Below are 24,840 nucleotides of genomic sequence, written 5' to 3'. Positions count from 1 at the left end.
TGATTTAGAAACTTTTCTTCAGTTGCAAAACTACTCTGCTTTCATAGGTTTCAACCCCAAATAACTTGAGATCGTTTAAGTCCGTGTCTGTATAGAATAAATCAACCGCCCAACCTTTTTCGGTTGCCGCCGTCAAACCTATCTTCCAATTATTATAGGATGACCCAGGTAAAATATCGAGAATTTCTTGGGGTACGAATTCGATCAGTTCATCAGGTATCAGTTGGAGGACTTTGGTATCCGATCTATAATTCCCGTAAGAGGCGTTTACGGATAATGAAAACGGACCAAGTTTAACTTGTGGAATTGGCGCTGAAGCGGCGGCTTCTAGATACCAAGTAGATGGACCATCTTTGCCATTATTGGGCGAATAAAAAGCAGAACCCGTTAAAGCAATACCAGATTTGGTCGTATAAGTCGTTGCAAACTTACCTTCATAGACCAGCAAATCAGGTTCTTGGGGATAGGTATAGGCCAAAAGACCGAAGTCCAAAGTGAAATTGCCAATGGTTGGCCTAAACCCACCATAAATATCAACTTCCAGATTGGCTTTTGAACCCCCACCTATCAAAGAGTTGACATCGATTATTTCATTCAATGCATCCAAATCAACCCCAGATTCATTTATCAAATCAAGCAATTTGGAGGTGGAGTCGAAATTAACGTTTGAAAACCATGTGCCGACATAGAAAGAGTTGGTCGAAACATCTACTCCACCAAAAACTTGGCCACTATTATCTACGTTCTGGTTCACGCCACGGAATTGATAAGATGAAGCTGCACCTAAATTGACTGAAGTCGTGGCTTCTTGGGCCATGGCGACAGCTGGTGTGCCAGATAACAATGCCGTTACCAAAAGAAGTTCTTTTAATTTCATATGTGTCCCCTGTTTAGGCTGACTTAAAATCAGCTTAGTGAATGTGCCACTATTTATTGACCCAGATTGGAAGGCAAAGCTATGACATCATGGCAACACTTGATAGCAATTGTAAGCCATGGACTATCATAATGGGTGGTTGGTCGATGCATCATTAGTGGGCAAATTTCGCCAAAGCGTCTATTATTCAATCATTATCGCGATCATTATTGATTGGGACTGGCTTTGATTGAACGAAACCCAGTCTAGCACGAGTACCGCCCTTTTGCCATGCAACGACCTCTTTACTCCACTTTCATCGAAATGCTTCCTGGGCCTTTACTGATCTTGGGCAGGGGATTGGGCAGGAAGCCTTTGCCATGTTGAGCCCGGTCCAACTTATCTATTTCTTTGAGCATATTGGCGCTGTTTACTGTTTCGAGTAATTGGTCCGCCATATCGGCGATCTGACCTAATGGCATTTTTGTGGTCAGGGTTAGTTTAATGGGCACGCCTGCTAAAATGTGGTCATTGGCACCTTGTAACACCATGGCGATCGTTAAATCACCAGTTATGCGGCCATCAACCATGATCTGAAGAATTTCGAACTCAATATCCTTTTGCGGTAAAGTGGGATGGGGCTCTTTTGGATTGGTCGGCTTTTCTTTTGGCTGAATGCGAACAAGTTTACGATACCAAGGGATTTTTTTGGACGTTGCATCTGACTTCTCGATTAAACCCAACCCACTATAGCGTATCTTTCCTCCACCTTGCGGGGCTGTGAGAAGTCCACCGATGATTTCAACACTGCCATTGCGCACTTCAATCGGTAGAACGCCTGAAACCTTCGCGTCAACTTTGAGGTTTGGGATATTGGTTAGGCGCAAAAGTTCGGCAAGATCGACACCAACAACATCCACCAAGAACGATTGATCACCAACTTTAAAGGTCCAACTTGCCGGACGTATCGACATGGTGCCCACGCCAAAGGACCAACTTGCGTCCAGTAAGTCCAAGCTATTTGTTCCAGGAAGACTGAATTCAATATTCATATCGCTGATTGGCAAGCCAGGATCAAATTGGTTTACGCTTATTTTTTGCATGCCAGCTGAGCGTACTTGCCATAAATCGGCTAATTCAAGACGGCCTGAAAGTCCCCGAACTTGACCTAATAAAGTCGCGAAATCCAATGTTTGGGTGGACACTTCGGCTTGGGAAGTCGTGGCTTGACCTGGGCCCCAAGCCATAGAAGCATTACCCGTAACTTCCCCGACAGCATCCAATACCACCCCCTTGAGGGCCGGGATCAAGTCGTTCACATCTAAGGGACGTTGTTTTACCCCGGCCTGTGTGAGTGGGCTAAGGGTTCGGCTGATCGGGGCTTGACCAAGGCGGACAACTTCTGAAATGGCATCCAAGCGCCCGAGGCCAGTTTGTGTATTGTGGTTGAGAATGGCGCGCGCTAAGAAGGCGTTTGAAGTGGCAAGGCTAATGTCGCTTTGAATATCAATTTGACTGCCTTGGATCGTGCCTTGACCGGTTAAGGATAGCATCCCAAAGCGGGCAGGCGTTTCTATCACTTCCGCGTTGGGTTGAGCGATTGCCCCAGAGAGGTTGGAAGGCACAGGATTTGGCACATAGTTGGGCCTGTCGCGAACTAATAAGTTCTCAAATGCGATCGTGCCAACTAAGCCGGATGCACGTAATTGCAGCTCGGTTGTTGCTTCCCCTGCGATCTGAACTGGCAAGCCTCTGGCGCGTAATCCGCTCAAACGCCCGCGCATCACGATGCCGTTGGGATCAGGGTCTATGGATAACAGCGAGTCTTGCGCTAGGATGTTGGCCAGACTACCATCGGGCATTTTAAAGTTAAATCCAACATCTTTGGAACTCAGTTCCAAAGCCCAACCGCCTTTTTGAAATGGCTTAAAATCCGCCTGGACTGCCCCAAGTTTCAGATAAGTGCTGGTGCCATCCCCCCCCAATCGTAGATCAAGGGGTTCAAATTGGATGTCTGCAAAAAGAGTGGATCTTGTGCGTTCCAAACTTGCCAATCGCCCTTGTTCATCTGGACAAACTAGGCTCGAAATTTGGCCAATATGTGCTTGGCCGGGGAAGGTTCCACTTTGCGATTGCAGTCTTAAGCATTCTTGGGAACCCACCAAAAGGGGTTTGTCCCAAACAGATGAAAGCTTGATCGGTCCACTTAGGTCTAGGTCGGTAAGCTGGCTTTGACCGACGGATATGTGTTTAGCTTGGGCATCCATCTTGAGGTCGGCACGCCAGTCTCCAGAGCGTGATAGATCGGCTTTAAACTGCATCGGAGCTGTCATATGCAAGCCGCGCCCGAACAATTCCCTCACACGTAATTCATCCGCCTCCATTGCAAGGTCCCATGATCCAAAGAGGCTATTATGCTTGCCAGCCAGGCGAAGTGGGCCGGTTAGTTTGGCTTGATCGAGATCATAATCATTGGAACGCCATTGAGCGATCGCCAAGTCAATGTTAGCCTGCCCAGACCAGCCTCTTTTGCCCAAACCGCTTGTGTCTGAACCGATACGACCGCTCAGCTTCCCCAATAGATCAGAAAATGAAATCTTGGGTGACTGAAATGCCTGTGCGCCCAAGGAGGTTACGAAATCGATTGACCAGTCTGGGCCATTGGACTTTGCATGGGCGGTAAGTTTGATTTGACCATCGCGGACACCTCTACCTTGCTTCGCAAAGCCTGCTATAGGACCCGATGCAGACATAGTTAAGCGATTGGCTTCGCCCTGCAATTGACCCGTCAGACTGACCCGACCAGCGCCAAGCCCTAGACCCCCCGCCCCGGCGCGTGCAACCAATTGAATTTGCCCTTGCCCCCCTCCTTTGGGTACCCCATTGCCAAATGCACTTAAGTTTAGGCGATTGATCTGGCCACTCAGGCTGGAACCCATCCACTTACCCTGCAAAGCAAAATCGCGAAGTACCAGCCTACGCGCTGCCAAGGACCAGCCTGTCTGCGACCAGTTAAAGGCGTCGATGCGGGCTTGACCCTTGCCAGAGATCGGGCTTTGTATTTGAACGTCTCCCGCGCCAAAAGCTTCATAGCCGCTGTTATGATCTTTGGTTGGTGTTGCCCTTTTTTGCAGGACGGGGGGGTATTTGCCGTCGGGACGGATGGTCAGGCGCGGACCCGAAACTAAGCCCACGGTTAAAGGTCCATTGAGGGTGAAACTTCTTCCACTATCTTTGAGGATGAAATCAAGCTTAGCGTCGCCAGAAACAGGGTTTACTCTAGGCCCTGTGGCAAGTGATACGTGCGTGCCGATCATCGATACTGAAGCTGACCACCCCACCACATCCCAAGCGTTAAGATCAGGAAGCTCTGCTTGTATGTGGCCTTTCAGCTGCGTCATCTTTGCGGACATTGGCCCCAGCATGGAACGAACAATCCCTTGAACATCAAGTCGAGTTTGCCCCTCTTTGGACCTTGCCAAATAGAGGCGTGCCTGTGCTGATTTTGCGGATGGCATGCCGCTTTGTGTGTCGGCAATTGGTTTGATGTCTTGGGCTTCTATCCGGGCATGAAATCCACCATAGCCTGCTTGAACCCTGCCAGTTTCGGGATTTTGAACGTGACGCCAAAGGCCTGGCTTGATGTATATGCCTAGGGATTTTGCGTTGAAATCTGCCCATTTAAGCCGGTCAGCCGCAAAGCTTAAAGTGCTGGTGTGGATTTCAATATCTCCTTTGTCATCAAGGACAAGTAATCCCGACCCCGATCCCCGCAATCCGATTAGCTCTAGGCCATAAAAGGTCAGGTTTTGCCCGTTAGGTCGAACGGACAGTCCAATTTGGGTCGGCGTACGTGAGCCATTCGCTTGAATAACACCAGCTCGAAACCCAAGGCCAAGAGAGATTGGACGGTCAAGGACCAAGGTCTTGCGTCCAGCAGGCTGGATTGGTGGCGTCAGAAGAATATGGGCCCGCCAGCCTTGTTGATCCCCGCCACTGGCATGGATACGCGCAACCGCACGACCAGACGGGGTCTCTAACCATAACTGTGCTTCTGGAAACCTAATCTGGCCCAATTCTATCTGTGGGGGTTGATCCGATTGGATCAAAAATGGGGTTAGCGCACCAAAGTCTAGTTTCCCATCTTGATCGAGGCGCAAAAATAATTGTGCACCTCTGGCCTCGAAATGATCTAGGATGAGTTTACCAGAGGGAATTGATATATGCCAAGATAATGTCGCTTTGGGCATTACTATGGTTGGGGATTGCGCCTTACCCAAGCGAAAATTCTCTATCACTGCCCCATTGACTGATAATTTAATGAAAGAAACATCGCCTTCTATGCCCCGCCCCCGCAACATGGCCAAAACGGCTTGTTCGGCCAAAGGGATCCGCCAAGACCATATCAGCCCGACAACAAGAATGATCCCAACCCCGCTATAACCTAGAATTTGCGTTGTTTTAGTTAAATAAGCCCTATAATTTAAAGACTTAAATTGAATTTTCTTGCTGGGCCTAGGTTCAAATATTTGGGTCTCAGAGGGAGGAATTTGGTTAGTCATAAGCGTTTATAACCTGCTCTATTTGGTTTCTCGACCCCTGATATGAGACACTTTGCATGGACTAAACGGCGCAAAAAAGTGACCTAAAAAAGGCAAAATTGCGGGGGCTTGGTCGGTCTGACTGATGCTAGGGGTTGCTCAATGCTAAAAAATGTGTATTTCAAGCCACAGAAAAAGAAAAAATTGTCGATTTTGGGGTGGGATTACACCCGATCTTCACTTGTTGAGGTCAATGAGTTTCACCGGTTAATGAGCTTCACCGGTTGAAGGCACGATCTTTACCTGTTGAGGTCAAATTGTGCTTCCCGCAACAGATACTAGGGGTTTAAGATTGAGACACACGACCGTAAGTCGCGCTGCCTTCAACTTCGCAGCTAAGCTGGGCTTGGCTTGTTCGCTAGGTGTCATCCTTTCTGTCACTGGACCGATCACCTCGGCCCAAGCCCAAAGCACGAAACTAGAGCATATGGCTTTTGCGGCTGGGACAAGCTTATCTGATCGCCAAACCATTTCCATTCGTTCGGGTGAGACTTTAGAACAAGCTTTGATCCGGGCAGGGGCATTGCGGGACGATGTGATCAATGCTGTGCGATCGCTTGCACGCAGTTTAGATCCACGTGATATTCGCCGTGATGACAAAGTAACCATTTTTATGCAACCAGTCGCTGGCGGCAATCGTTTGGTTGGTTTCAATCTCGCCAGCGGTGCTGAGCGATCGGTTACAGTTACCCGCGGATTGGATAATGTTTTTCGTGCCCGCGAAATGACCACAACGATGCAGCGCAAGACATTGCGTATCGCTGGGGTCATTGGCGACAATGGTTTAGTCAATGCGGTTCGCGAGTTGGGGGCCCCTGACCGTGCCGCTGATTCTATTGCGCAAGCCTTTGCTTATGACGTTGACTTTGAACGCGAAGTCGCTCCTGGCACTGAATTTGAACTCATGTATGAGCGGGTTTCTGATTTGCGCGGCCAAGTGGTTCGCGAAGGTGAGCCGGTTTTTGCCCGCATGACCACGATCAGTGGTCGCACGATCCAGCTTTATCGCTTCCAACCCCTAGGAAGTGGGAGTTCGGAATGGTTTGATGCAGCAGGGCGTTCAGCACGTAAATTCCTGATGCGAACTCCAATTAACGGTGCGCGCTTAACTTCTGGTTATGGTAATCGTATTCATCCCGTACTTGGCTATAACAAAATGCATGAAGGCATTGATTTTGGTGCCCCAATTGGAACCCCCATTTTGGCAGCTGGTGATGGGATTGTAACACGGGCCAGTGCCATGGGTGGTTATGGCAATGTTGTGGACATCGACCATGACGGTACTTGGTCAACGCGCTATGGCCACGCGTCTCGATTTGCCCCAGGCTTGCAGCCAGGTGATCGGGTTAAGCAGGGTGATATCATTGCTTATGTTGGCAATACGGGCCGTTCAACTGGGCCACATTTGCACTATGAAATCCGCCGCAACGGCCAAGCGATTAATCCATTGAGCTTTGAAGTTCCAACGGGTCGCGCTTTACCCGGCGAACAATTGGCCAAATTTGCTACGTACCGGGCGCGCATTGACGGTATGCGGCGTGAAGCTATTGGTTCAAGCACAATTGCGCAGACTGGCAATTCTACACCTCGGATTGCAAATTAAATTTGTAATGCACCTTTTGATCATACAAGATGACTTGGCAAGATTAATTGGCAAGATCGCTTGATAAGATTATTTTGGTTGAGCGGGCCTCTAAACGCAGCGTGTGCTTACTGGCCTCTAGGGATGCAACACCCGATCATTGTCAGCCTTGATGCGATTGCTAGTTAGTACCCATTAAGCCATCTCACATTTGGGCAGATTATGCTTACAGAGTTTAAGCTGTAAAGCGGCCAATCATGGGGGTTTAAATCGGTCCAGTCATGCTATGGCCAGTCATGCTATGGGTAGTATACGGGATTGGCTGACGCGAATAAGGGTAAATAGATGCGACACTATATTTTGCTGGTAAGTGTGATTGGGTTGATAGGCAGTGCAGGTTGCACGCCGACCTTACGCCTGCAGGCTCCCGATAAGCCCATAGAAATCAATTTGAATATAACGATGAAGATTGAGCAAAATGTTCGCATCAAGTTGGAACGCGAATTAGATCGTGCCGCAGAGGCCAATCCAGGCATATTCTAGATTATGCTGCATCACGATGCTATAATTCGCGTTGATGCGTGCACAGGCTCGTATGGGCGCGTAGAGGAGAATGATGGATATGAGAAGCCAGATTTTTGCGGCCCTATGTGGGGTAAGTATTCTGATCGCAACATCTGTCAGTGCTTTGGACAATAATGGCCCAATTGACCAAGCGATCGCCGCAGGCATCGTGGGTGAGCAAGCTGATGGGTATTTGGGTTTTGTTCACACACCCACGGAAGCACAAGCTGATTTGCAGCGCCGTATCAATGAAGTGAATATTCGTCGCCGGGCAGTCTATAGTGAAACCGCGAAATTATATGGGGAGACCGAAGATAGGGTGGCCCTCTTATCGGCACTTCGTCAGATTGCTAAAGCCGATCCCGGTAGCTATTTTCAAGATTTGGACAAAAACTGGTGCCCCAAAGGGCCAAGCTCACAGATCTTGCAAAACGGAGAGGATGAGATCGTGATTAAATGTGGTCCCGACCAAAAGGTTAATTAGATTTTGTTACCACCCCTCGATCCTACTGGCGATGTCACAAGAAATACACCCTTATCTTGTGGTGGTTACGTAGTGACCGTCATATTATTTTTATTGCTGCTGGCAACTTTAGCAGGATTTGCTGCAGCTTTTTGGGTCGGACACCAACCCACCTTATCGATCCATGGTTGGATTGCGATGGGCTTGGGTGGTGTGATCTCCATCCTATTAGGAAGCGGCTTAATGTGGTTGAGCTTTTATTCAGCCCGCCAAGGCTATGATGAACGCGCCGATCCCGGGCGGGGCTCATCTATTGATTAGTTCAGCTTTTAATCAGCGTTTGGGCACATTCAGGTGGTGGATAGCGACAAAGCCCGATAGAGGCGCAAACCTCAGGAGCAAAGACTCAAACCAGATGCCAAGTGTTATGGCGATAAGTACCAATAATGTAGGCAATAAATAAACACCGAACTCATTTTAAGTCTAATACTATTTTATAATATAGTCTGCATTCCATAAATTGACAAAATATATGTTTATAATAGGCTTGAAAAATATTCATTTTTAACCATTTCCACAAGTTTGAAGGAGATAAGAATGTGGGTGAATGTAAGAGAGTTTACCAGTCAAGCTGCTAAAGCCCAATGTGTCGAAGAACTCAATCAAGCCTTTGGTTCAATGGTTACTGGCTGGGGATTCCAGCATTTTGTGGCAATTCAAGTTTCTTCACGCCAGAATGATATTCGATCACCGGGTTTACGTTATTTTGGACGACCCCCGGTTTCTTGGTTGTATCGCTATCGTGATGCAGGTCACATCCGAAGGGATATAGGAATCACCCGTATAATGACTTCGACCGAACCTTATTGGTGGAGCGAACTGCAAGCAGGCCCACTTTCGCTTGACCAAATAAAAGTCTTTGAAGAGGCGGCTGAGTTTGGTCTGTTTCAAGGCCTTGTTGTTCCAATTCGCCAGCCGGATGGCAGCGTTTGGAGTTGTTTGTTAACTTCTAGTAAAGTGCAAGAAAGCGAAGATCTTAAGTTTGCGGCGGTTGTTGCCGCGAATTATTATGTCGGCCGTGGGGTATTTCTTCAAACAAAACAGATTAACACTTTTGATTTGGCCCATCGCTTGACCAAACGACAGCGCGAAGTTGTCACATGGCTTGCATGTGGATTAACTTCCGATGAGATCGGTGAGGTACTAGGTACGTCAGGCAGAACGGTTGCGCATCAATTAGAGGAAGCCAAGCGCCGCCTTAATGCGCGTACATTGGCTTCCTTGGTTGCTGAAGCCTTTCTTCAAGCCGAGGTTCCAATGGCATATATGCGCTAAGATAGGTAAAACTGCCTATAGTGATCATCATTTATTGGCTGCATGCATGACTTTCTCAAGGAGAGTTCAAGCATGCGCACATTTTACATTGACAACGCCAATCGCCAATACCACCAAAATTTGTTACAGGACATGTTCCGGCAGCGCAAGGAATTGTTTGTTGATCGAATGGGATGGACTAATCTGAGCGTGGTAGATGGGGGTGAACGCGATGAGGCAGACGATGACCCAAACGTAACCTATATTGTAACTGTGGGACATACCAATCAATTGATTGGATCATGTAGGTTAACACCAACTATAGGCAAGTGTCTTTTGGCCGGCCCTCTGTCAGCCTATCTTGAAACGCAGCTTGAGCGTCGTGCTGCAACTTGGGAACTAACACGCTTGGCACCTGCCAGTGATCCTTCCGACACACGCCATGGTATTAGTTTTGCTCATTTGGCGGTGGGTGGCTTAGAGTGGGGATTTGAAAACGGCGTAGATAAGGTCTATGGTATAGCAGAGCCGCAACTTGTGGCCATTGCAGGTGGATTGGGCTGGCGCATTAAGATTGAGGGCCCGCCGGTAGAATATGAACCTGGTAAATCGGCGTTCGCCTTCAGCTTTCCAGTGGATGAAGCCACCCTACACACAACAAAGGCAGCATTTAATCTGCATCATCGGGTATTGAGCGATCCGTTCCTGAAGCGAGAAGTGGCAGCTTAACGAGAGCCATTGCCTGAGGCAATTGATTCAAGCAAAAATAAGAACAATAGTGAACACAAAGGAATGAGTGGATGTCAGATAACAACGATCCTAGTTTGATCGAAATGACGGTTGAAATTGTTGCCGCCTATGTCTCAGCCAATGAATTAGCTTCTGTTGAACTACCAAATCTGATTGGTATGGTGCATACATCCCTCGCCAACCTCCAAGAGGGCGGCCAGATCGTTGTTTCTAAGGATTTAGTGCCCGCAGTTCCCTTCAAAAAATCAGTGTTTCCTGACCATATTGTCTGCCTAGAGGATGGCAAACGCTTCAAGTCACTTAAGCGCCATTTGCGTGCGGCTTATGATATGTCACCTGATGACTATCGGTCTAAGTGGGGTTTGGCACCCGATTACCCAATGGTTGCACGTAATTATGCTGCGGCACGTTCTGAATTAGCCAAGAAAATCGGTCTAGGACGCGGAAGACGTTAATATTTGTTTAATCGTTTCGTAGCCGAAACAAGTATTCGCAGTAAAATGCAAGAAATATTCTAACGTTATACATAAAGACTCTTGCACGATTCGGGGCAAATCACTGATACTAACCTAAATAGGGGGTTAATATTAGTGTCAATGTTTCGCGCACAACTGCTGCTGGAAGAACAGCGTCGTTTATACGACGTCTGGTCTGGTGCTGCTTGTGGTATGGCAATGCCAACGCGTGAGAGTTTTCAGCCCAAAGCTTTTGGCCCTTTATTGCCTTTTATCTCACTGATTGAAACAAAAGCCGATGAAGAGCCGCGCGTACGTGTGGCGGGTAGTGCATTACGCGAAGTTTTTGGTGAGGATCCGCGCGTCTGTCTGGCCAATGACGATGTGATGGGTGCAATGGAGACCATAAAGCGCGTGGTGGCAGAGGCAAGGCCATTATGTGGAGTTGCACCCGCTCAGCTTGATCACCAAGGCCATTTGGTTCGGTTTTGGATGCGCTTACCCCTTGGCCATGGCGATGAAGTCGTGGCCGTCATTGGGCTGGATATTGCGCTTTCAGGAGCGCGTGTGCCCGGTTGGGCCCTACAAAGCGTTTTAAGCGCTTAAGCTCTTGTGGCTTGAAAATAGGCCAAACCAGTCCAGATTGATAAGGCGGCCCCAACAATTAAGGCCCAAAATCCCATATGAATAATCCATTGTGTGCCACTTGCTAGACCAAATAAGATCACACTCATCGCAACCATGATCATCGCCGTTTTCGACTTGGCGGCAAAGGTGGGTGCCAAGAGAATATTGTTGGCGGCAAGTTGTGCTCTCAGCTTGGTGACGAAACTGTCGCGCACTGGAATGGCTAGGATCAAAAATATTCCCACCCCAAGTGCCCACGGATCGCGCATCAGTCCGGAGAATATACCTGCATGAATGTTTCCAAGGTTCGGCCAACCAAACCAAAGGGCCAATAATGTAAAGCCAATAAGAATTTTATCGCCCCATAGATCAAGCTTTCCACCCAACTCACTTTTTGCATCCAATTGCCGGGCCAGATAACCATCAAGCCAATCGGTAAGCGCAGAAACGATAAAAAGGATAAGGGCCACATGCAGCGCACGGTTGTTCAGCCCCTGCAGTAATCCAGTATAGATCAGAAAGCCAATCAACGGGGCTAAAGCCAACCGACTGATCGAGACAGCATTTGGCAGCCATTTCATGTTTAAGTCCTTTGAAAAAAAGCTTGGATGCGCGTGGCTAATTCTTCGTTAACCCCTGGCACTTCCATCAGTTCGGACAGAGCCGCACGCGCCACCCCCCGTGACGAGCCAAAGCGCGCAAGAATGGCTTTCTTGCGCATCGGTCCAATTCCAGCAATTTCGTCCAAGGGGTTTTTAGAGATGGCCATGGCGCGCTTTTGCCGATGCGCGCCAATGGCATAGCGGTGCGCCTCATCGCGTAGACGTTGGAGATAGTATAGAATAGGGTCTTTTGGCTCCAACCGAAAAGGAGCTCTGCCAGGGGTGTGAAACAACTCCCGCCCCGCATCGCGGTCAACGCCTTTGGCAATGGAAATCAGCTTAATTTCGTTATCCACTCCCAATGCCCGCGCCACCTCAACTACAATGGAGAGTTGTTGTTCGCCGCCATCAATGAGAATGACATCGGGCCACGCCGTATCGCGGTTCTTGTTCCTGCTGCCAGCCGATTCAATCAGATTGCCGTCTTGATCGACGCTGGGGGGAAGCTCTTCGGGATCGGGCGCTACAAGGCGCGCGAAGCGGCGAGTAAACACTTCGCGCATCATGGCAAAATCATCGCCACCCTTGGCGTCCTTGATGGTCCATTTGCGGTATTGGCTCTTTTCAAAGCCATCCGGGCCTGCCACCACCATCGCGCCCACAGCATGGCTACCTTGAATATGGGAGTTATCATAAATTTCAATGCGTTGCGGTGCTTCGGAGAGCCCAAAAACCTCGGCCACGCCGTCCAGCAACTTGGTCTGGGTGCCGCTTTCGGCCAGTTTTCGCGCTAACGACTCACGTGCGTTGGAAGTGGCATAAGCGACGGTGTCGCGCTTTTCGCCCCGTTGCGGGCAGCGTATCTCCACCTTCAAGTCCATGCGCAAGCTTAGCGCCTCCGCTAACAAGGTCTCACCAGCCAGCGGGTGACTGGTCAGTATCAAGCAGGGTGCGGGTTTGTCGTCGTAAAATTGGGCTATAAAGGCATCAAGGATTTCCACTTCGCTGGTATCTTTTTCATGCTTGGGGAAATAAGCGCGGTTACCCCAATTTTGCCCGGCACGAAAGAAAAAGACCTGGATGCAACTCATACCGCTTTCAAGCGCTACGCCGAAAACGTCGGCTTCTTGAAAGCTTTGTGGGTTGATACCTTGGGTAGCACGAATACTGGCCAAAGCACGGATGCGGTCACGTAGCCGCGCGGCCTCTTCAAAATTCATCGCGTCGGACGCCTGATGCATATCGGCTGCAAGGCGGTTTTGCAGATCAGCCGATTTACCTCGCAAAAAGGCTGTCGCTTCATCAACCAGTTGCGCGTAATCGGCCTTTGACACGAGGCCAACACAAGGGGCGCTGCACCGCTTGATCTGATGGAGCATGCAGGGGCGTGACCTACCCTCATACACGCTGTCGGTGCAGGAGCGCAGCAAAAACGCTTTTTGCAATGTCGTCAGGCACGCGTTCACCGCCCAAACGCTTGCGAAAGGACCATAATAATCGACATTCTTAGCCCGCGCGCCCCGGTGCTTGCTGATTTGGGGGGCCACATGATCGCGACGAATGGCTATGTAGGGAAAGGATTTGTCGTCGCGCATCAAGATATTAAAGCGCGGACGCAAGCGTTTAATCAGATTGGCTTCAAGCAGCAGTGCTTCGGTCTCGCTGGCGGTGACTATAAACTCCATCGCTTGGGTTAAGGCGATCATTCGGGCGATGCGGTTGGTATGGCCAATACCTCGCGCATAGGAGGTCACACGGTTTTTAAGGCTCTTGGCTTTGCCAACATAAAGCACTTCCGCATCGGCCCCGATCATGCGGTACACGCCTGGCTTATCAGGCAATCGTCGGACATAATCGGCTATGATGTCGCTGCCATGCCCTCTAACCATCCCTGGGCGCGCCTCGCTGGGAAGGTTACCAAAATCGGGGAGTGGGGTTTTATCAGCCTTGGACATGATCAGGGTGGGGTGCACGGCTCGCGATCAGAAGGCAAGCCCTCTGTGCAAACAAATCACCAGCAGAATTAGGGTGCTTGTGCTGCTGCCGCTGGTGGGGCTTGTGGCGATGAGGTTGTCGGTGTCGGGGTGACGGGAACCACGCTCATACCAAGTTTTGCGGACGCGCCAACCAATTCGCGGCTGTAAGAGATATAGACAATCGTGTTGTTTTTGATGTCTACAATTCGGCGTAGCGCAATGCTCTTGAACAAAAGACTAGTGCCCTTGGAGAAGACTTCCTCATTTTTGGGTAATTTGGTTAAGCTAGCAGCCTCTATCGGTCCGGTCGCGCGGCAGTCAACGGCGGTGTTGGAGGGATTTTCAAACCAATTGCCATTGCCCAAGCGATCAACGAGTGAGCGATTAAATGAGCCAAAATAACAGGTGATTTGGGGCAGTTTTGGGTCGGAGAGGGCTGAAACCTCAATCTCATTGCCAGTTAGATCATTGGTGAACTCACCCACCTTTTGATCCTTATTGCCGCATGCGCCGACAAACAAGGCTAAGCCTATGGCGAGATACAGCGGATTAATCAAACTCAGGTGAGTTGCTTGATTTAGGCTTATCGGTTTCATGACGGCTCCTTAGGATGGGCAAATTTGCTTCATCACGCACCAATGTGGGGATGAAAGCCGCAATTGTCACGCACTGTCGTTCTTAACCGATGCCCCGATTATGAACTTGATCTTGTAATCATCCCCCACGCGCGTTGAATTTACCTTGTGCAGCTTGGCTTCTCGATCAATACCGACAATAAACGATCCGTGTAGTAGATATCATCTTTGGGGGGAATAAACATGCCATTTCCAGCCATGTCGGTTGCCCAAGCACATGCCATTTTGACAGGACCCGGCGGCCCACTTGAGATCGAGACCAAAACAATCCGCGGTCAGTCGCTTAGGGTCTATAAGGCTGGTCCTCAAACCTTGCTGGATATTTTCGCGCTTGGCCGTAGCCATGGCGAAGCGGAATTTCTGATCTATGGCCAAGAACGCATTAGCTATCGTGCCCATGCCAATGCGGCGTCGAAACTCGCACATATTTTGAAAGATCGCTATGGTGTGAAAAAGGGTGATCGTGTGGCTTTGATCATGCGCAATTTACCTGAATGGCCAGTGGTTTTCTGGGCAAGTGTGATCATCGGGGCCATGATATGCCCGCTCAATGCTTGGTGGACGGCCAATGAGTTAGAATATGGTCTGCGCGACTGTGGTGCGGCTTTGGCCATTGTGGATGTGGAGCGTGCGGACCGGGTCACCGAAAAGCTTCCTAATATTCCTGGCCTTAAAACCTTGATTGTCGCGCGTGGCGGGGACGATAAGCCAGCTGGCGCAATTGCTTTAGAGGATTTAATCGGAGAATCGATTTCTTGGGCGTCCTTGCCAGAGACAGCGGCACCGGAAGTTGCGTTAGACCCAGAAGACCCATGCACCTTGTTTTATACCTCAGGCACCACCGGAGCACCCAAAGGTGCATTTGGCACCCACCGCAATATGCTTACCAATCTGATGAACATGATGGTCCATGGCGCACGCCAATATTTGCGTCGAGGTGAAACCCCGCCAGCGCCCGACCCAAGCCTACCCAAAAAAGCAACTTTGCTGGCTATTCCTTTGTTTCATGTTACGGGCAGTCACGCGGTCTTGGTGCCCTCAGTTGCGCAAGGCGTCAAGATTGTGATGATGCACCACTGGGATGCCCTTAAGGGAATTGAGCTCATTGAGCAGGAAAAAATCAATAGTTTTGGTGGCGTTCCGGCGATTGCTTGGCAAGTGCTTGAACATCCAAGGCTCAAGGAATTTGATACATCCAGTGTCGAGAATGTCTCCTATGGCGGCGCGCCATCGGCGGCAGAGCTAGTGCGAAAAATCGTGGAAGCTTTCCCGAAAGTCTCCCCCGGCCAAGGCTATGGCCTGACCGAAACTTCCGCCGCTGTGACCAATATCGGCGCAGAAGACTATGAGTTGCGGCCGCTGTCGTGTGGCCCTGTCCATCCGATCAATGATGTGCGGGTTGTGGATGGCGATGGCCAAGATGTGGCCATTGGCGAAGTAGGGGAACTGTGGGTTCGTGGTCCCAATGTGATCCTTGGCTATTGGAACAAGCCCGAAGCCACCGAAGCGGCCTTTGGCGGGGGTTGGTTTAAGACTGGCGACCTCGTCAAAATGGATGAAGAGGGCTTTGTCTTTATTGTTGACCGTGCCAAAGACATGATCATCCGGGGCGGTGAAAACGTCTATTGTTCAGAGATTGAGGATATCCTCTATAAGCATCCCGATATCTCTGACGCAGCCATCATCGGCGTGCCCCACAAAATATTAGGCGAAGAAGTCGGTGCTGTCGTGACCGTGCCCCATGACTCAACTCTGACGCCAGAAGAACTCAAACGCTGGGTTGGCGCTTCTTTGGCCAGCTTCAAGGTTCCAGCCCATGTGCGGATTTTAAACGAACCTCTTGTTCGCAATGCAAACGGCAAGATCCTCAAGCGGGAGCTTAGGGCGCTATTTGAATAGGGGCTTGAGTGCTTGGATGCGTTGTGGGATGACACGTAAGCTTTTGCCCTTTATTGGGCAAGCATGACCAAGCTTTGTAATCATGCTTTACTCCAAGACCCCGCAGCGCAACGGGTGCTTCTGGCATTGGATAGCGTTCAAAGCGGGTGTGCGCGCTTGGTGGGGGGCTGCGTGCGCGACGCGGTTTTGGGCAGACATGCCCATGATGTGGATATCGCAACCCAATTAGAGCCCCAAGCCGTAATTGGCGCGCTGCAAGCGGCTGGTATCAAGACTGTACCTACGGGGCTTGCCCATGGCACCATCACCGCCATTGTCAATTCACGCCCAGTCGAGGTTACCACCTTGCGCCGCGATGTCGCGACCGATGGCCGTCATGCGGAAGTTGCCTTTACGACGGATTGGCACCAAGACGCTTCGCGCCGCGATTTTACGATGAATGCGCTTTATTGCGACATGGATGGCACGCTGTTTGATCCCACAGGAACGGGCATAGAGGATGCGCGCGCTGGACGGGTCCGATTTGTCGGTGATCCAGATCTAAGGGTCCGTGAAGATTATCTCCGCATTTTGCGGTTTTTCCGCTTCCACGCTTGGTACGGCAAGGGTCCACCCGACGAGAATGGACAAAATGCCTGTGCACGCCACCTTAATGGCATGGCGACATTGTCGGCAGAGCGTGTGTGGATGGAGCTAAAGCGCCTCTTCGGCGCGCCCGATCCGCGTTCAGTCTTGGTGGCAATGATCGAAACGGGGGTTTTGGCTGCTATCCTGCCCGAAGCCATGGGCGTTGAAGCTTTGCAGCAAACGAGGGGTGATGAACAATGCGTCATGATCGATTTGGACCCGATGCAGCGCTTGATGGTCCTCTTGCCGCGCAACCCAGCCCAGATTGCAGCTTTTATCGCGCGCCTCAAATTGTCCAATGCAGAGGGTGAGCGCTTGCTGGCTTGGGCAAAGGATCAAACTATGATCCAGTTTGACTTTTCGGATCGTGAAGTCCGCCAAACCCTTTATTGGCTAGGTAAGCAGCTCTTTCTCGACCGCATTTTTCTGGCCTGGGCCCATGATTTTGAAGTAAGTCACAGCGATCACTGGCGGGCAATGATCGCGCTCGCACGGGAATTTGTGGTCCCGCGCTTTCCGGTCACGGGTCAAGATGTTCTGAATGCGGGTGCGCGCCCTGACCCTAGGATTGGACACATTCTAGGTGCGTTGGAGCGTTGGTGGGTTGAGCATGACTTTATCAACGATGATGCAGCCTTGCAGACTAAGCTGGCCAGCTTGGTGAACCAAGCTTAATCTAACCCAATATATTGGCGCATTGCCCTCCTGCTGCGACAGAGTTAGGTTCGCCCCAAGTCAATAAACAGCATCAGGGAGCAGGACATGATTTTCGAGCATTCAGAGGAAACCAAGCGTTGGATCGACCGGGTGGAAGCCTTTATGGACGACCATATCATGCCCGCTATCCCGGTTTATCAAGCCCAAGATGGGCAAGGGGAGCGCTGGAAAGTCATCCCTATCGTTGAAGAGTTAAAGGCCAAAGCCAAAGCGGCAGGCCTTTGGAACATGTTCATGCCGCCAAGCCATGGCGCAGCCCACGTCGATGATAGCTTTGAATTTGAAGGCCCAGGACTTTCCAACGTTACCTATGCCGCGCTTGCAGAAATAACAGGTCGGGTCGGTTTTGCCGCAGAAGTGTTTAATTGCTCGGCACCTGATACCGGCAATATGGAAGTATTGATGCGTTATGGCACGCGCGCGCAAAAGGAAAGATGGCTGCGCCCTTTGATGCATGGGGAGATACGCTCCGCCTTCTTGATGACGGAGCCTGCCGTGGCCTCTTCTGATGCCACCAATATTCAAACCTCGATCGTGCGCGACGGCGATGAGTATGTGATCAATGGCACCAAATGGTGGAGTTCTGGGGTGGGCGATCCGCGCTGTAAAGTCGCCATCGTCATGGGCAAGACCGACCCTGAAGCAAATTCCTATACCCAGCAAAGCCAGATCTTAATGCCTTTGGACGCTAAAGGCGTCACACTCGTACGGCCCTTGCATGTGTTTGGCTATGATGATGCGCCCCATGGCCATTTTGAAGTTAAGATGGAAAATGTGCGCGTCCCGGCGGATAATTTGATCTTGCGCGAGGGTGCGGGCTTTGAGATCGCGCAAGGCCGCCTTGGCCCCGGACGTATCCACCATTGCATGCGCACGATTGGCGTCGCCGAAGTCGCCCTTGAAAAAATGTGTCAACGCCTGACCACGCGGGTGGCGTTTGGCAAAACGGTGGCTGAGCACTCAATCTGGGAACAGCGTATCGCGCGCGCGCGCATCGATATTGAGATGACCCGCCTTTTGTGCCTCAAAGCCGCTTATATGATGGATACGGTTGGCAATAAAATTGCGCGCGCCGAGATCGCGATGATCAAGGTGCAAGCCCCAACCATGGCGCTGCAGATTATTGATGATGCCATTCAGGCCCATGGTGGGGGTGGGGTCAGTCAGGATTTTGGCTTGGCGCAAGCCTATGCCCACCAGCGGACTTTGCGTTTAGCCGACGGGCCAGATGAAGTGCATAACCGCACCATCGCTCGCTTGGAACTTGGCCGCCACGCAGGGGGTGCCATAAAGGCCAAAGCCGAAGCCGAAGCGGCACTCCATGTGCCGGGTATAAGATAAAAAATAGAGCCAAAAAATATAAACAAAAAGGACCCGGGCGTTGCCGCCCGGGCAAGTTCATGAGCTGGCGAACCAGCTAGCGCGCTTCTCTTATCGGAAGAGCGAAAGGGCTGTCTGAGTAGAGCTATTGGCAATCGAGAGTGCTTGAACACCCAATTGCTGCTTGGTCTGCAAGGAAGTAAGCCTGGCGCTTTCCTTGCTGAGGTCTGCGTCAAGAATTGAACCAATACCGGTATTCAGGGCATCGGTCAGCTTGCTGACGAACTGTAAATGAGCATCAAAGCGCTTTGCACCCGCACCCCAAGTGGCCATTTGCGTGCCCAGATTGGTGATGGAGGCGTTGAGTGCGGTCAAAGCCGTGTCTGCATTAGTAGTCGTATCGACCGCTTGGTTAGCAGCAACGGTTATAATGGTTCCGCCTAAATTCAAATTAGCGCCACTGACTGTGATATTGGTGGCGGGATCACCATTTGCATTACCTAAGGCAATCGCATCGGCAAGAGTATTCGTACCACCACCATTCACCATGTTCGCACCATCAAAGCTGGCGTTTACTACTGCGGTGGTAATCTGATCACGAAGTTGTTTGAAATCTGAGTCTAATGCACTTTGTGAGCCGGCCGACAATCCAGGTTGTTTTGCAGCTAAGGCTTTGCCCTTCATTTGATTGAGCAAGTCCATGATGCTCTCTGCCGCTGCAATGGCCGTATCAAGAATAGCACCGGCACGTTCACCTGACTCGGTGACGCGGGCGTAAGCTGTAACATCGCTGGACATTTTGTTACCAATGGTCCAAATCGCACCATTATCTTTGACGTCAGCAACTTTTTTGCCAGTTGAAACGGCTTTTTGGGTAACATTGAGATTACGGTTCGTTTCGGCGAGGTTTTGGATAGCCTTCATCGAACCAATATTGGTATTTACGCTGATCATTGTGATCTCCTAGCTTTTGCTGGTCCGGCAACATTGTGTTGCCAGTGTCATTGTGACATAACCGAGGTTACCCACGAGTTATGAATGAAAAGTTACCATGGGTAATAAAATCCAGTCAAGCTGGTTATTCATTCATAAATCATTGAATGACTTTGTTTTTTTCTTATACGCTTTCCTGCTTGGTCAAGAATGGCTTTGTGGCACAAAAAATGGCCCGGGCGGCAATGCCCGGGCCAGTGAGATTGTGATTATGGTTATGGTTATGGTTAGACTTAAGCCGCTTAGCGGAATAGCGACAAGGCGGTTGAGGTTGAGCTATTGGCAATCGACAAAGCTTGAACGCCCAATTGTTGCTTAACCTGCAAGGATTGCAGACGTGCGCTTTCCTTGCTGAGATCTGCATCGGTGATCGCACCAATCCCGGTATTGAGGGCATCTTGCAGTTTGGAAACAAATTGCAAATGGGCATCAAAGCGCTTGGCCCCTGCACCCAACCTGGCCATTTCGGTACCCAGATTGGTGATGGAGGTGTTGATGGCGTTCAAGATATTGGTATTTGCGGTGACGCCAGCTGAAGTTCCAGTTGTATCTAATGTAGCATTAGCAGCAACCGTGATCGTTGTCTGACCCAAATTCAAGTTTACACCGGCAATGGTGATTGTATTTCCACCATTGGCATCACCTAGAGCGATTGCACTCGCTGGAGTAGTACCAATCATATTGGCACCATCAAATGTCGCATTAGCAACACTGGTGCCGATTTGATCGCGAAGCTGGACGAAGTCGGCATTTAAAGCACTCAGCGATGAAGTCGACAAACCAGGCTGAACAGCAGCCAAGGCCTTGCCCTTCATATCGTTGAGCCGGTCCATAATGCTTTCAGCGGCCGCAATGGCCGTATCAAGAATAGCCCCGGCTCGCTCGCCAGACTCACGGACCCGGTCATAGGCTTTGACATCGCTACCCATCTTATTGGCAATAACCCAGATCGCCCCATTGTCGGCTACATCTGCGACTTTCTTGCCCGTTGACAGTGCTTTTTGGCTTACGGCCAGATCCCTATTGGTGGATGCCAAATTTTGAATGGCTGCCATAGAGGCAATATTTGTGTTTACACTGATCATTGTGACCCCTTTGCTTTGTGCATGATGGTGCCAATTTTGGTACCATTGTCGTTGTGACTGAAGCGATGTTACCACTGGGTAGTATCACTTCACTTACCAAGATTGATAAATTTTTATCGATCTTGCTTATTTTGTAATATACTGAATTTAAACATATTAATGGGATTATTATTCATAATGCCCAATAAACTATGTGGGTGCCCGTTGCGGGGCCCGCCGCAGCATGCAGGTTGAATGTGCATTGCAACGGGCCCCAACGAAGACAGGTGGCAACAGTCTTTAACGGAATAAAGCCAATGCCGATTGCACGCCCGCATTAGCAATCGAAAGGGCTTGCAGGCCCAATTGTTGCTTAACCTGCAAGGATTGCAGCTTTGCACTTTCCCCAGCCAGATCAGCATCCACCATGGAGCCAATCCCGGTAGTGAGGGCATCTTGCAGTTTGGAAACAAATTGCAGATGGGCATCAAAGCGCTTGGCCCCTGCACCCAACCTGGCCATTTCGGTACCCAGATTGCCGATGGAGGTGTTGATGGCGTTCAAGATAGTGGTATTGGCGGTGACGCCAGCTGCAGTTCCAGTTGTATCTAATGTAGCATTAGCAGCAACCGTGATCGTTGACTGACCCAAATTCAAGTTTACACCGGCAATGGTGATAGTATTTCCACCATTGGCATCACCTAAAGAGATTGCACTCGCTGGAGTAGTACCAATCATATTGGCACCATCAAATGTCGCATTAGCAACACTGGTGGTGATTTGATCGCGAAGCTGGACGAAGTCGGCATTTAAAGCATTCAGCGATGAAGTCGACAAACCAGGCTGTATTGCAGCCAAGGCCTTGCCCTTCATATCGTTGAGCCGGTCCATAATGCTTTCAGCGGCCGAAACCGCTGTATCGAGAATTGCACCAGCTCGGGTAGCCGATTCACGAACCCGGTCATAGGATTTGAGATCTCCACCCATTTTATTGGCAATAACCCAGATCGCCCCATTGTCGGCTACATCTGCGACTTTCTTGCCCGTTGAAACGGCTTTTTGACTGGCAGCGAGATCACGCCCAGTCGCCGCAAGATTTTGAATGGCCGCCATGGAGGCGACATTCGTATTCACACTGATCATTTTGATCTCCTTGCATTTAGCACATCTTAGAACCTTAGTTCCTTGATGGGTTTGAATGTGGACCCCCGTCCCAATTCAACACGCAAGCAGTCGTAAAACCTGGGGAGGTAAGGCGTGGGCTAAGCCGACGCGATAGCAGTACACACAACTCCTTATTCGTGTCGGCGTAACCGACCCGCTCAGTCTTGCGCTGAAAACGTGTACGCGATTGGCGCGGGGCTCAGCCCACGCTATTTAAACATGGCAAGTGCCGAAAGGGCAGCACGACTTGTGATCCCATACGGCTTTGCTTCTAGTTGTTGGCGAGCTTGTAACGCTTGCAAGCGCGCCGATTCCGCAGTCATTTCCGCAACCGATTCAGAAGAACCATTTGCGGTTAAAATCGCATTCAGCTTTGTGACCATCGACTCAAACGTCTCTGGCGTGTCACTGGATGGTGAGCTTGCGGGTAAAGTGGTCTCGTAAGAAACCGGTTTTTGTACGTCATTTTGGTTTGGGTTAGACTCAATGTAGCTGACAGAATCCTCTGCCGGCCGCGTTAGTCGCGCCGCAACCTCTCTTTGTAAGGCCTCCAATGGGCCTATATTGGGTTTGATTGCAGTCATTTTATTACCTCATCCTGCGGTGAAACGTCCTTCTGACGCTTTGGTTAACATAACCAGTGACCATATTACCCATAAGTCACCAAAAATTCGTCTTTGTTATTGGCAAACATTGATTCAAATTTAGCTTCAAATTGAATAAAAGTTAGATCGTGTTTTACCTAATTTTTACTCAAAAAAATCAGCTAAACACGTATGTCCAAAACCCGACCAGAGCGCTGCATGGGTTCGGGTGAAGGAGTTGGTTCTTCGTCCTTTTCAGGCTCTTGCCTTTGCGCAATACGGGTCTCAACCGCCTTTGGCTCGCGCTGGGCGCTGGCCATAGCCGGCGGAGGGTACATTACTGGGCGCTGATTGGCATTGCCTAACAACGAGTCAAAAGCTTTTCGTGCCTCGTTGGCTTCCATCCGGCTTTTAGCAAGCGCCTGTGCTAATGCGCCAGACTGCATAAAGGGAGTTGGATCAATTTTCATGGCTACCTAGCTAAAGAGCGTCGCATTAATGATTTATAAACGCTAAACTACACCTATAATCAAGGTCAAGGGTTTTTTAGGGATCGATACTGCGCGCAGCCAAAAACACTAATTCCCCGGCGACTTTTGGTGTGATTTCGCCTTGATGGCGTGCTAGGATCACACCGTTGGCACCAATGACATAGGTTTCAGGCACACCCGCCAAGCCAAACTGCACCCCAACAGCCCCCTGACGGTCCAGCCCGGCCTGAGCATAGGGATTACCCAACTCATCTAAATACGCCTCGGTTTTGCTGGGATCATCGCGGTAGGCGAGGCCTAAAAGGACGAAGCGCTTATCTTGCGCCATTTGCAGCAATTGGGGGTGCTCAACCCGACATGGTGCGCACCAGGATGCAAAGACGTTCAAAATCACCGGGCGGCCCTTATAGGCACCCAGATCAAGCGTTCGCCCTTCGATATCGGGCAAAACAAAGCTGGGGGCGGGTTTGCCGATCAAAGCACTTGCATGGCGATCCACACGTTGGCCGAACATGGCCCAGATGAATAGGCTTGCTAAAGCGACAAAGAAGATGAGCGGCAAGAACGCCCAAACGCGACCTCTTTGTTGGCTCTCGACCTTAGGCATCACTGGCCTTGGAGTGCGGGGCGGCTTTGCGCAGGTCTGCCAACCGCGCTTTATTGCGTTTGCCTTGGATGATCGCGCGGGCAATAAGGCAGGCGATCACAAGCGCACTGAGCCCCCAAGCCCCAAACACAAAGCCCGCGTAGCCGCCCATCGCGAAAAAATCCTGAAGGGAAGTAAATTGCAGTCTCATGCCTGTATCCGTGCGGCCAAAGTGTCGGCAGACCGTGCCCAAAGTTCAGCGCGGATCGCCGCCAAGCTTAAAGCGGTGAAAATCAACAAATAGGCTAAACCCATCACCAATAAGGGATGCAACAAGCTGGGGTCGAGGCTTGGCCCCCCGGCGCGGATGATGGAGGCTTTCTGGTGCAAAGTGTTCCACCACTCAACCGAAAATCGGATGATGGGAATGTTAATCGTGCCGACTAAACAGAGGATCGCGGCGGCTTTGGCGGCTTTGCTGATGTCTTGGCCAGGATCTTCGAGCGCATTGCGCAGCGCCATATAGCCCAGATAGAGGAAAAACAGCACAAGAACCGAAGTTAACCTGCCATCCCACTCCCACCAGGTGCCCCAAGTTGGCCGCCCCCAGATCGATCCCGTCGCCAAGCATAAAGCCGTGAAAGCTGCACCAATCGGGGCTATGGCTTTGGCTGCAATATCGCCTAAAGTATGGCCCCAAACCAGATAAGAAAGACTACCGATCGCCATGCCACTATAGGCCCCAACTGCAATCCAAGCCGAAGGGACGTGGATATACATGATGCGCGCGGTCTCGCCCTGCTGATAATCGGCTGGCGCAAACCCTAAAGACCACACCACCCCGATGGCGGATACAAGCACAGCTAAAACGCTAAGCAGGGGCAATAGCCAATCGGTAAGCGACAAAAAGCGCTGTGGATTTGCGAACCTTGAAATCATAAGAAGCTAGTTAGAACGCGGTCGCGATCAG

The 24,840-nt window shown here is 50.4% G+C and carries 24 protein-coding genes; 11 read left to right on the top strand and 13 right to left on the bottom strand.

All coding sequences use genetic code 11. From position 1 onward, the window contains the following. Nucleotides 1–4: 4 nt before the first annotated feature. On the bottom strand, nt 5–877 hold the full coding sequence (locus tag PsB1_RS02610; protein ID WP_284358863.1) for a TorF family putative porin: 873 nt from the start codon (nt 875–877) through the stop codon (nt 5–7). Between the two features lie 284 nt (nt 878–1,161). Continuing rightward, nucleotides 1,162–5,241, bottom strand: coding sequence for an intermembrane phospholipid transport protein YdbH family protein (locus PsB1_RS02605; protein ID WP_284358860.1), 4,080 nt, complete (start codon nt 5,239–5,241; stop codon nt 1,162–1,164). A gap of 508 nt (nt 5,242–5,749) precedes the next feature. Between PsB1_RS02605 and PsB1_RS02600 the strand changes: the two genes are divergently transcribed. The 8 genes from PsB1_RS02600 to PsB1_RS02565 all read left to right on the top strand — a co-directional run bounded on the left by PsB1_RS02600 (nt 5,750) and on the right by PsB1_RS02565 (nt 11,191). Then, a complete protein-coding gene (locus PsB1_RS02600; RefSeq protein WP_284358859.1) occupies nt 5,750–7,060 on the top strand; it encodes a M23 family metallopeptidase in 1,311 nt (436 codons plus the stop codon). Between the two features lie 324 nt (nt 7,061–7,384). Beyond that, on the top strand, nt 7,385–7,582 hold the full coding sequence (locus PsB1_RS02595) for a YnbE family lipoprotein (protein WP_284358858.1): 198 nt from the start codon (nt 7,385–7,387) through the stop codon (nt 7,580–7,582). 79 nt (nt 7,583–7,661) lie between these two features. Further along, entirely contained in the window at nt 7,662–8,087 is a 426-nt protein-coding gene (locus PsB1_RS02590; RefSeq protein WP_284358857.1) for a YdbL family probable chaperone protein, read from the top strand. A 72-nt stretch (nt 8,088–8,159) separates the two neighbouring features. Continuing rightward, nucleotides 8,160–8,387 carry a hypothetical protein gene (locus tag PsB1_RS02585; protein ID WP_284358856.1) on the top strand — a complete coding sequence of 76 codons (228 nt, stop codon included), beginning with the start codon at nt 8,160–8,162 and terminating at the stop codon, nt 8,385–8,387. Nucleotides 8,388–8,663: 276 nt separating this feature from the next. Then, the gene (locus tag PsB1_RS02580; RefSeq protein ID WP_284358855.1) at nt 8,664–9,401 is read left to right on the top strand and encodes an autoinducer binding domain-containing protein; all 738 of its coding nucleotides are present in this window, start codon (nt 8,664–8,666) and stop codon (nt 9,399–9,401) included. Nucleotides 9,402–9,473: 72 nt separating this feature from the next. Next, entirely contained in the window at nt 9,474–10,109 is a 636-nt protein-coding gene (locus PsB1_RS02575; protein ID WP_284358853.1) for an acyl-homoserine-lactone synthase, read from the top strand. Nucleotides 10,110–10,180: 71 nt separating this feature from the next. Next, nucleotides 10,181–10,585, top strand: a complete 405-nt coding sequence (locus PsB1_RS02570; protein ID WP_284358852.1) for a Ros/MucR family transcriptional regulator — start codon at nt 10,181–10,183, stop codon at nt 10,583–10,585. Between the two features lie 141 nt (nt 10,586–10,726). Further along, complete coding sequence (locus PsB1_RS02565; RefSeq protein WP_284358998.1) at nt 10,727–11,191, top strand: PAS domain-containing protein; 465 nt, start codon at nt 10,727–10,729, stop codon at nt 11,189–11,191. Here PsB1_RS02565 and PsB1_RS02560 read toward each other — a convergent pair. The 3 genes from PsB1_RS02560 to PsB1_RS02550 all read right to left on the bottom strand — a co-directional run bounded on the left by PsB1_RS02560 (nt 11,188) and on the right by PsB1_RS02550 (nt 14,386). Continuing rightward, the gene (locus PsB1_RS02560; protein WP_284358849.1) at nt 11,188–11,793 is read right to left on the bottom strand and encodes a CDP-alcohol phosphatidyltransferase family protein; all 606 of its coding nucleotides are present in this window, start codon (nt 11,791–11,793) and stop codon (nt 11,188–11,190) included. The two genes, PsB1_RS02565 and PsB1_RS02560, sit on opposite strands and share 4 nt — an antisense overlap. A 2-nt stretch (nt 11,794–11,795) precedes the next feature. Beyond that, on the bottom strand, nt 11,796–13,703 hold the full coding sequence (gene uvrC / locus PsB1_RS02555; RefSeq protein ID WP_284358848.1) for an excinuclease ABC subunit UvrC: 1,908 nt from the start codon (nt 13,701–13,703) through the stop codon (nt 11,796–11,798). A gap of 134 nt (nt 13,704–13,837) precedes the next feature. Next, a complete protein-coding gene (locus PsB1_RS02550) occupies nt 13,838–14,386 on the bottom strand; it encodes a CreA family protein (RefSeq protein WP_284358847.1) in 549 nt (182 codons plus the stop codon). A gap of 222 nt (nt 14,387–14,608) precedes the next feature. Between PsB1_RS02550 and PsB1_RS02545 the strand changes: the two genes are divergently transcribed. From PsB1_RS02545 to PsB1_RS02535, 3 genes are all read left to right on the top strand, one after another. Continuing rightward, nucleotides 14,609–16,324: a class I adenylate-forming enzyme family protein gene (locus PsB1_RS02545; RefSeq protein ID WP_284358846.1), complete on the top strand. Its 1,716-nt coding sequence runs from the start codon at nt 14,609–14,611 to the stop codon at nt 16,322–16,324. Nucleotides 16,325–16,387: 63 nt separating this feature from the next. Next, nucleotides 16,388–17,626: a CCA tRNA nucleotidyltransferase gene (locus PsB1_RS02540; RefSeq protein WP_284358845.1), complete on the top strand. Its 1,239-nt coding sequence runs from the start codon at nt 16,388–16,390 to the stop codon at nt 17,624–17,626. An 87-nt stretch (nt 17,627–17,713) separates the two neighbouring features. After that, a complete protein-coding gene (locus PsB1_RS02535) occupies nt 17,714–19,009 on the top strand; it encodes an acyl-CoA dehydrogenase family protein (protein ID WP_284358844.1) in 1,296 nt (431 codons plus the stop codon). Between the two features lie 90 nt (nt 19,010–19,099). Here the strand turns inward: PsB1_RS02535 and PsB1_RS02530 are convergent, their stop codons facing one another. The 8 genes from PsB1_RS02530 to PsB1_RS02495 form a co-directional block, all read right to left on the bottom strand. Next, nucleotides 19,100–19,942, bottom strand: a complete 843-nt coding sequence (locus PsB1_RS02530) for a flagellin (RefSeq protein ID WP_284358842.1) — start codon at nt 19,940–19,942, stop codon at nt 19,100–19,102. 281 nt (nt 19,943–20,223) lie between these two features. Further along, nucleotides 20,224–21,066: a flagellin N-terminal helical domain-containing protein gene (locus tag PsB1_RS02525; RefSeq protein ID WP_284358841.1), complete on the bottom strand. Its 843-nt coding sequence runs from the start codon at nt 21,064–21,066 to the stop codon at nt 20,224–20,226. Nucleotides 21,067–21,345: 279 nt separating this feature from the next. Next, nucleotides 21,346–22,188, bottom strand: a complete 843-nt coding sequence (locus PsB1_RS02520; protein ID WP_284358838.1) for a flagellin N-terminal helical domain-containing protein — start codon at nt 22,186–22,188, stop codon at nt 21,346–21,348. Between the two features lie 230 nt (nt 22,189–22,418). After that, nucleotides 22,419–22,793, bottom strand: coding sequence for a hypothetical protein (locus tag PsB1_RS02515; RefSeq protein WP_284358836.1), 375 nt, complete (start codon nt 22,791–22,793; stop codon nt 22,419–22,421). 182 nt (nt 22,794–22,975) lie between these two features. After that, nucleotides 22,976–23,263: a hypothetical protein gene (locus tag PsB1_RS02510; protein WP_284358835.1), complete on the bottom strand. Its 288-nt coding sequence runs from the start codon at nt 23,261–23,263 to the stop codon at nt 22,976–22,978. Nucleotides 23,264–23,339: 76 nt separating this feature from the next. Next, nucleotides 23,340–23,891, bottom strand: coding sequence for a DsbE family thiol:disulfide interchange protein (locus PsB1_RS02505; protein WP_284358833.1), 552 nt, complete (start codon nt 23,889–23,891; stop codon nt 23,340–23,342). Beyond that, on the bottom strand, nt 23,884–24,081 hold the full coding sequence (gene ccmD, locus PsB1_RS02500; protein ID WP_284358831.1) for a heme exporter protein CcmD: 198 nt from the start codon (nt 24,079–24,081) through the stop codon (nt 23,884–23,886). The genes PsB1_RS02505 and ccmD overlap by 8 nt, the downstream gene beginning before the upstream one ends. After that, nucleotides 24,078–24,809 carry a heme ABC transporter permease gene (locus tag PsB1_RS02495; RefSeq protein WP_284358830.1) on the bottom strand — a complete coding sequence of 244 codons (732 nt, stop codon included), beginning with the start codon at nt 24,807–24,809 and terminating at the stop codon, nt 24,078–24,080. The genes ccmD and PsB1_RS02495 overlap by 4 nt, the downstream gene beginning before the upstream one ends. Nucleotides 24,810–24,840: the final 31 nt, after the last annotated feature.

Origin of the sequence: Candidatus Phycosocius spiralis, assembly GCF_030158815.1 — a bacterium.
GTDB lineage: Bacteria > Pseudomonadota > Alphaproteobacteria > Caulobacterales > Aquidulcibacteraceae > Aquidulcibacter > Aquidulcibacter spiralis.
The sequence above is the reverse complement of the archived record's forward strand: the minus strand, read 5'-3'. Positions and strand labels throughout refer to the sequence as shown.